Annotated in this window: 7 protein-coding genes; 6 read left to right on the plus strand and 1 reads right to left on the minus strand. The window is 62.7% G+C overall.

Going from position 1 to position 6,542, the window contains the following annotated elements; translation table 11 throughout:
- Positions 1 to 127: 127 nt before the first annotated feature.
- Genes FEM54_RS21130 through FEM54_RS21155 form a run of 6 tightly spaced genes read left to right on the plus strand, consistent with a single transcriptional unit; the run spans position 128 to position 4,371 of the window.
- Positions 128 to 574, plus strand: a complete 447-nt coding sequence (locus FEM54_RS21130) for a hypothetical protein (RefSeq protein ID WP_017137578.1) — start codon at positions 128 to 130, stop codon at positions 572 to 574.
- A complete protein-coding gene (sctQ, locus tag FEM54_RS21135; RefSeq protein ID WP_138452833.1) occupies positions 571 to 1,572 on the plus strand; it encodes a type III secretion system cytoplasmic ring protein SctQ in 1,002 nt (333 codons plus the stop codon). Before FEM54_RS21130 ends, sctQ begins: the two co-directional genes overlap by 4 nt.
- Positions 1,569 to 2,222, plus strand: a complete 654-nt coding sequence (sctR, locus tag FEM54_RS21140; protein WP_017137580.1) for a type III secretion system export apparatus subunit SctR — start codon at positions 1,569 to 1,571, stop codon at positions 2,220 to 2,222. Before sctQ ends, sctR begins: the two co-directional genes overlap by 4 nt.
- A gap of 10 nt (positions 2,223 to 2,232) precedes the next feature.
- Positions 2,233 to 2,502, plus strand: coding sequence for a type III secretion system export apparatus subunit SctS (sctS, locus tag FEM54_RS21145; RefSeq protein WP_078743366.1), 270 nt, complete (start codon positions 2,233 to 2,235; stop codon positions 2,500 to 2,502).
- 6 nt (positions 2,503 to 2,508) lie between these two features.
- The gene (sctT, locus tag FEM54_RS21150) at positions 2,509 to 3,321 is read left to right on the plus strand and encodes a type III secretion system export apparatus subunit SctT (protein WP_138452835.1); all 813 of its coding nucleotides are present in this window, start codon (positions 2,509 to 2,511) and stop codon (positions 3,319 to 3,321) included.
- Between the two features lie 3 nt (positions 3,322 to 3,324).
- Entirely contained in the window at positions 3,325 to 4,371 is a 1,047-nt protein-coding gene (locus FEM54_RS21155; RefSeq protein WP_099550512.1) for an EscU/YscU/HrcU family type III secretion system export apparatus switch protein, read from the plus strand.
- Between the two features lie 51 nt (positions 4,372 to 4,422).
- Here the strand turns inward: FEM54_RS21155 and FEM54_RS21160 are convergent.
- Positions 4,423 to 6,542 (minus strand): ATP-binding protein (locus FEM54_RS21160; RefSeq protein WP_138452837.1); only part of this gene is annotated, 2,120 nt, incomplete at its 5' end.

Consider the following 6,542-nt stretch of genomic DNA (forward strand, 5'->3'; position numbering starts at 1 on the left):
GCGATAGCGGTGGGTCAGTCAGCCCTGTTGTGACTGACCCACCGCTATCGCAGGCAAGCCAGCTCCCACAGTCGATCTTCGCTGATCCGGAAACGGTAGTCGCTGGCATTAGAAAGGAGAACGCCCAATGAAAACCGACCAACTGCGCACCCTGCAAACCTTGCGGGTACTGCGCGAACAACGTGCTGCCAGCCAACTGGCCGCCCAGCAGCAACGCTGCGAGCAGACCCATGGCGTGTTGACCGATGCCAAGGAGCAACTGCGCCTGCACCGTGAGGCAATTGCCGAGGAAGCCCGTCAGGTGTACGCCTCGCTCACCGAGGGCTTGTCGGTAGCCAGTTGGCAGGCGGCTCAGGACCGTTTGCGTGGGTTGTCGGATGACCAGCAGCAGTTGGAAAACGACGTGAGCCACGTGTCCACCACCCTGCAAAGCCAGGAGCGTGAGCGCGACCTGTTCCGCCAGGAACGCCTGAGCCGCCAGCGTCAGTCCGATGCCTGGCAGAGCCTGCTGGAAGGGCGTGAAAGCGATGAGCGCCGCGTCGGTGAACTGCGTGATGAAGGCACCGGCACATGATTGCAGCCCTTGCCGACCCGCTGTCGCCTTGGCTGACGCACTACGACCCGGCCTTGCTGGCGCTGCACAACCAACTGCACCGGCGCCGCCGCGTCTGGCGGGGCCGCTGCGCCGGGCAAGACCTGCGCGTGAACTGGGCCGCTGAACCGCAGCCGCTTGATGCGGCACGCGAGGTGCTGCTGTTGCTTGGTCGCGCGCCAGTGCGTTTGCGGCTGTCGGCTGCGGCATTGGAGCAGGTGTTGGTGCCGCTGGCGTTGCAGTTTGACGTGCAACTGCTGCCGGCGCTGCCGCGTGCATTGCTGCTGGAACTGGCGGTACTGGACCTGATCGAGCGTCTCGAACCGCTGCTGGGTCAGCCGCTGCAGTTGCTCGAAGCGCCGCAAGACCAACAGCCTTATGCGCTGCACCTGGCGCTGGAATTGTCCTTCGCCAACCAGCCTGCCACGCACGCGCAACTGGACCTGAGCGAAGGCGCAGCCGTGTTGTTGGCGCAGTTGCTGGATCAACACGCCCAGCTTGAGCCGGACCCATTGCCCGACCTGCGCCAGAGCCTGGCGCTGCTGGCCGGGCAGCAGCACTTGAGCCTCGGTGAGCTGCGCAGCCTGCGCCCCGGCGATGTGCTGATGCTCGAACCCGGCCCGGGTTTGCTGCTGGAGCTGGCGGGTCGCCTGCAGGCCCGCTGCCAATACCAGGGTGAAGTCTTGCGCTTGCAGGAAGCCTTGCAAGCGCCTCTTTTGCACATGGAGAACACGATGACTGATGTTGATGCGGCTGCGGCCCTGGATGATCTGCCGCTCAAACTGGTGTGCCAGGTCGGCAGCCTGGAATTGACCCTGGCGCAACTGCGTGAACTGGGCGCCGGCAGCTTGTTGCAGTTCAATACACCCGGCGTGGACAGCGTCGATTTGATGGTCAACGGGCGCCGCGTCGGCCAGGGCCAATTGGTGAAAATCGGTGACGGCCTGGGTGTGCGTCTGCTGAGTTTCGCCACCCCATGACCGGTTATCAGCCCAACCTGATCGAGATCATCCTGGTCGTTGCGACGATCGGGCTGATCCCGTTGGCGGTGGTGACACTCACCGGTTTCATGAAGATCTCGGTGGTGCTGTTCCTGATCCGCAACGCCCTCGGTGTGCAGCAGACCCCGCCGAACCTGGTGCTGTACGGCATCGCGCTGATCCTCTCGGTGTATGTGACCACGCCGTTGATTGGTGACATGTACCGGCAAGTGGAGGGCCGCGACCTTAATATCGAGCATGTGGAGCAGCTCAAGGATCTGGGCGATGCGCTGCGCCCGCCCTTGCAGGCGCATTTGAAGCGCTTTGCGAACGAGTCCGAGCGCGGTTTTTTTGTGCAGGCCACCGAGACCATCTGGTCGCCGGAGGCGCGGGCCGACTTGCGCGACGATGACCTGGTGGTGTTGATTCCGGCGTTCGTCAGTTCGGAACTGACGCGGGCCTTCGAGATCGGCTTTTTGCTCTATATCCCATTCCTGGTGGTGGACTTGCTGGTGTCCAACGTGCTGATGGCGATGGGCATGTCGATGGTTTCGCCGAACCTGATTTCGATCCCGCTGAAGATCTTTTTATTCGTGTCCTTGAGCGGCTGGTCGCGCTTGATGCACGGTTTGATTCTGAGTTACGGCTGAGGCACGACCCATGGGCCAGGATGTGTTCCTGTCATTGATGAAACAGGCACTGATGACGGTGCTGATGCTCTCGGCGCCGGCGCTGGGCGTGGCGATTATCGTGGGTTTGAGCGTAGGGCTGTTCCAGGCGCTGACGCAGATCCAGGACCAGACCCTGCCGCAGGTGGTAAAGCTGGTGGCGGTATTGCTGACCATCGTGTTTCTCGGCCCGGTATTGGCCGGGCAAGTCGCGGAACTGGGTAGCCAGGTGCTGGACAACTTCCCGATGTGGACGCGCTGACCGCCCATGGATGCCAGCCTGACCGCGCAGTTCCTGGAAGTCGCCTATCCGGTGATCAGTTCTGCCTCGCTCGCCGCCTGTCGAGCCATGGGCGTGGTGGTGATCACCCCGGCGTTTAACCGCCTGGGCCTCACCGGCATGATTCGCGGCTGTGTGGCCGTGGCGATTTCCATCCCGATGTTCTTTCCGGTGTTCGATGCGCTGACCCACATGCCCGAACACGGCAGCGTGTTTATCGCCGGCTTGCTGATCAAGGAGTTCTTGATCGGGATCCTGATCGGCCTGCTATTCGGCATTCCGTTCTGGGCGGCGGAAGTGGCGGGGGAGTTGATCGACCTGCAACGCGGCTCGACCATGGCGCAGCTGGTGGACCCGCTGTCCACCGGCGAGTCGAGCGTGATGTCGACCTTGCTCACGGTGATGCTGATCACGCTGTTCTTTATGTCCGGCGGTTTTATCCTGATGGTCGACGGCTATTACCACAGTTACCAGTTATGGCCGGTGACCGCATTTACGCCGGTATTTGCCAGCTCCGCGTTGCTGGCGGTGCTGTCGATCCTCGACCAGATCATGCGGGTTGGCGTGCTGATGGTCTCGCCGTTGCTGATCGCGTTGCTGGTCACCGACTTGATGCTCGCGTACCTGTCGCGGATGGCGCCGAACCTGCATATTTTCGACTTGTCGTTGCCGGTGAAAAACCTGTTTTTCTCGATTCTGATGGTGATCTACATCGGCTTTTTGATCCCGCTGATGCTCGACCAACTGGCCGAGTTTCGTGGCACCGTCGAGCTGCTTAAAACCCTGGCGGGCGTGGAGTAGCCCATGGCCGATACCAGCGAAGAGAAATCCCAGCCGGCCACGGACAAAAAGCTCAGCGACGCGCGCAAGAAAGGCCAGGTCGCCAAGAGCCAGGACCTGGTGTCGGGCATGGTCATTTTGTTCTGCACCCTGTGCATCTCGATTCTGGCGCCACGGGCCATGGCCCAGGTGACGGCGCTGATCGACCTGACCGCGCAAATCTATATCGAGCCGTTCGCCACCGTGTGGCCGCGGGTGCTGGACCATGCCGAGCAGTTGATCATCGGTATTACCCTGCCAGTGATGGCGGTGACCACCGGGGTGGTGATCCTGACCAATATCATCACCATGCGCGGCTTTGTGTTCTCGGTGGACCCGATCAAGCCGGAGTTCAAGCGCATCAACCCGGCGGAGGGCATGAAGAAGATCTTCGCCCTGCGTAACCTGGTGGAGTTCATCAAGGGGTTGGTCAAGGTGCACGTGTTGGCGATTGCGTTCTATGTGGTCGGCAAGCACGCGCTGCAGGCGCTGATGGAGTCTTCGCGCTGTGGCGCCGAATGCATGGAGTCGACGTTTTTCCTGGTGCTCAAGCCGCTGGTGTTTACCGTGCTGTGCGCCTTTATCACCGTGGGCGCCGTTGACGTGTTAATGCAGCGTTGGCTGTTCGGCCGCGACATGAAAATGACCCGCAGCGAAACCAAACGTGAACGCAAGGACATCGACGGCGACCCGCTGATCAAGAGCGAACGCCGGCGCCAGCGCAATGAAATGCAGGCACTTGCGACCAAGCTGGGGTTGGGCCGTGCGTCGATGATGATCGGGACTACCGATGGCTGGGTGATTGGCGTGCGCTATGTGCGCGGCGAAACGCCGGTGCCAGTGATTGTCTGCCGCGCCGCGCCGGAGGAGGCGTTGCTGATGTTGCAGGAGGCTTACGATTTAGGCATCCCGCATGCGCCGGACCGGGCCTTGGCGGCGGAGATTGCGCGCAGAACCGTACCCGGTGACCCGGTGCCCGACGCCTCATTCCAGGCCGTGGCGGATTGGCTGGTCGCCGCCCGCCTGATCTGACCCAACACACCACTCAGCCGTTACCCAAATGACGGATATATACCCACCCCATCACCGATGCTGAAACCGCGGCAACGCAGCAATCCGCAACTTAGGTTCCTGCAACCGCGCCAAGTCAGCAGCAATCTGCGCCCGCCAAAAATGCGCCCCCGCCAACTGCGCATCCACCCACGCCTGGCGCAGCAGCACCTTGGCCTTGTCAACCGAACCATAGTGACCTTGGCGCAAGATCAGTTGCGCCTTGATCCGCAACATCTGCGGCACAAACCAGCGCTCATGATGGCCAATCGCCAATTGCAGCGTATCTTCCAACACCTCCAAAGCCAGTTTTTCCAGGCCCAGGCGCGCCAGGCCCAAGGCGTATTCACAGCGCAGCAGGCTGTAGAGCTGGCTGTCGCCCTGGCTTTGCAGGTGGTGCAAGGCTTCACCCAGTTGCGGCACGCCCGTTTCCGGTGAGCCCTCGCGGATCAGCAGGATGTTCTCGAAGCACAGGCGAAATTGCCGCCAGATCGGCAAGTCCTGGAGCGTAGTGCTGCTTTGCAGCAGGCCCAGGTAATAGCGCACCTGCGGCAGGTTGGACGCCAATAGCGCCAGCGGCAGTGCGCCCAGGCACAGGGTGTACCAGAGGGTGGCGGGGTGGTCGAGGCTGATGGCATCGTCGACGCAGCTGGCGATCAGGCGCAGCGCCGGGTCGACGTCGCCTTCGAGCAATTGCACCTTGGCCTTGAGACAACGGGCGGCAATGCGTTGGTCAAAATGCACGTCGATGATGTGCGAGCGCGGTGCCGACGGCGAGCCAAGCGCTTCATCGATGTTTTGCCGCGCGCCCAGCAGGTCGCCCATATGAAACAGCGCCACGGCGCGCATGCGTTTGCCGAGCAATTGCTGATTACCGCCGCTGTTGAGGGCGATATAACGCTCGGCCAGTTCCAGGGCTTCAGTGTATTGGTTGCAGCCGCAGCGGTCGGTCCACAGGCCCCACAAGGCGCGCATTTTGTGTTCGGCATCGCCCAGGTCGCGGGCATCATCGCGGACTTGGCGCCAGGCTTCGCGCATTTCCGCGCCGGTGCCGTAGGTCAGCATCAGTACGCTGGCCAGGGCGGTTTGCAGCAGCATGCGCTGACGCACGGCCAAGGGTGCGACGGCGTCGCTGGCCAGGCCCTTGTCGACCCAGGTTCGGCATTCACTGACCCGCGACAGGCGCAACCACAACGGCACGCCGCCCAGGGTCAGTTCGATGGCCAGGGGCAGCTCGCCGCTGGCGGAATAGGCCCAGTCCAGAGCCGAGCGAATGGTGCTGCTTTCGGGGCCGTAGAGGGCGATCCAGGTGTCTGGCGACAGGCCGTCCAGGGTTTGCCCGGCTTCTTGCAATACGCCGAGGGCATAGTGGGCGTGGCGCCGGCTGGTGGCATTGACTTCGCCGTGTTCTTCGAGCTTTTCCAGGGCATAGGCGCGGGTGGTTTCCAGCAGGCGATAGCGCTTGAGCAACTGCGCCTCACCGGCGATCAACAGCGATTTGTCCATCAGGCTTTCGAGCAACGGCAGGGCGTTGCGTGGGTCCAGGCTGCTGCTGGCGGTCATGGCCTTGACCGCATCCAGGGTGAAGGAGCCAGTGAACACCGCCAGTTGACGCAACATGGCCTGCTCGTCACCACTGAGCATCGAGTAGGTCCAGTCCAGCGTGGCACTGAGGGTGCGATGGCGGGCGAGGGCGGTGCGTCGGCCGGTCATTTGCAGGCGGAAACTGCCGTCAAGCAGGCCGACCAGGTCCTGGACGCCAAAGGTCCGTACCCGGGCCGCGGCGATTTCGATGGCGAGCGCGTTGCTGTCGAGTTTGCGGCAGATGGCGCAGACGGCTGCCACGTCGGTGTCGTTGAACACAAAGTCGGGGTCGAGGGCGCGCACGCGCTCGACAAACAGGCGCACGCCGGACCAGGCCATTGCCTCACTGGCGTTGAGGCGGGTGCCTTCGTCGGGCACTTCCAGTGGCGCCAAGTCATGCACCCGCTCACCGTCGGCGCGCAGTGGTTCGCGGCTGGTGGTCAGTACATAACATTGTGGGGCGCAGCGCAGCAGGGTCTCCACCGCGTCGGCGGCGGCCGGCAGTACGTGTTCGCAGTTGTCCAGTACCAGCAGCAGACGGCGTTCGGCCAAGGCGGCGGCGATGGTCG

The organism is Pseudomonas edaphica, from assembly GCF_005863185.1.
Classification (GTDB): Bacteria; Pseudomonadota; Gammaproteobacteria; order Pseudomonadales; family Pseudomonadaceae; genus Aquipseudomonas; species Aquipseudomonas edaphica.

Coding starts and splice junctions, on each gene's coding strand:
- FEM54_RS21130 (WP_017137578.1), top strand. CDS start 128: ATGAAAACCGACCAACTGCGCACCCTGCAAACCTTGCGGGTACTGCGC.
- sctQ (WP_138452833.1), top strand. CDS start 571: ATGATTGCAGCCCTTGCCGACCCGCTGTCGCCTTGGCTGACGCACTAC.
- sctR (WP_017137580.1), top strand. CDS start 1,569: ATGACCGGTTATCAGCCCAACCTGATCGAGATCATCCTGGTCGTTGCG.
- sctS (WP_078743366.1), top strand. CDS start 2,233: ATGGGCCAGGATGTGTTCCTGTCATTGATGAAACAGGCACTGATGACG.
- sctT (WP_138452835.1), top strand. CDS start 2,509: ATGGATGCCAGCCTGACCGCGCAGTTCCTGGAAGTCGCCTATCCGGTG.
- FEM54_RS21155 (WP_099550512.1), top strand. CDS start 3,325: ATGGCCGATACCAGCGAAGAGAAATCCCAGCCGGCCACGGACAAAAAG.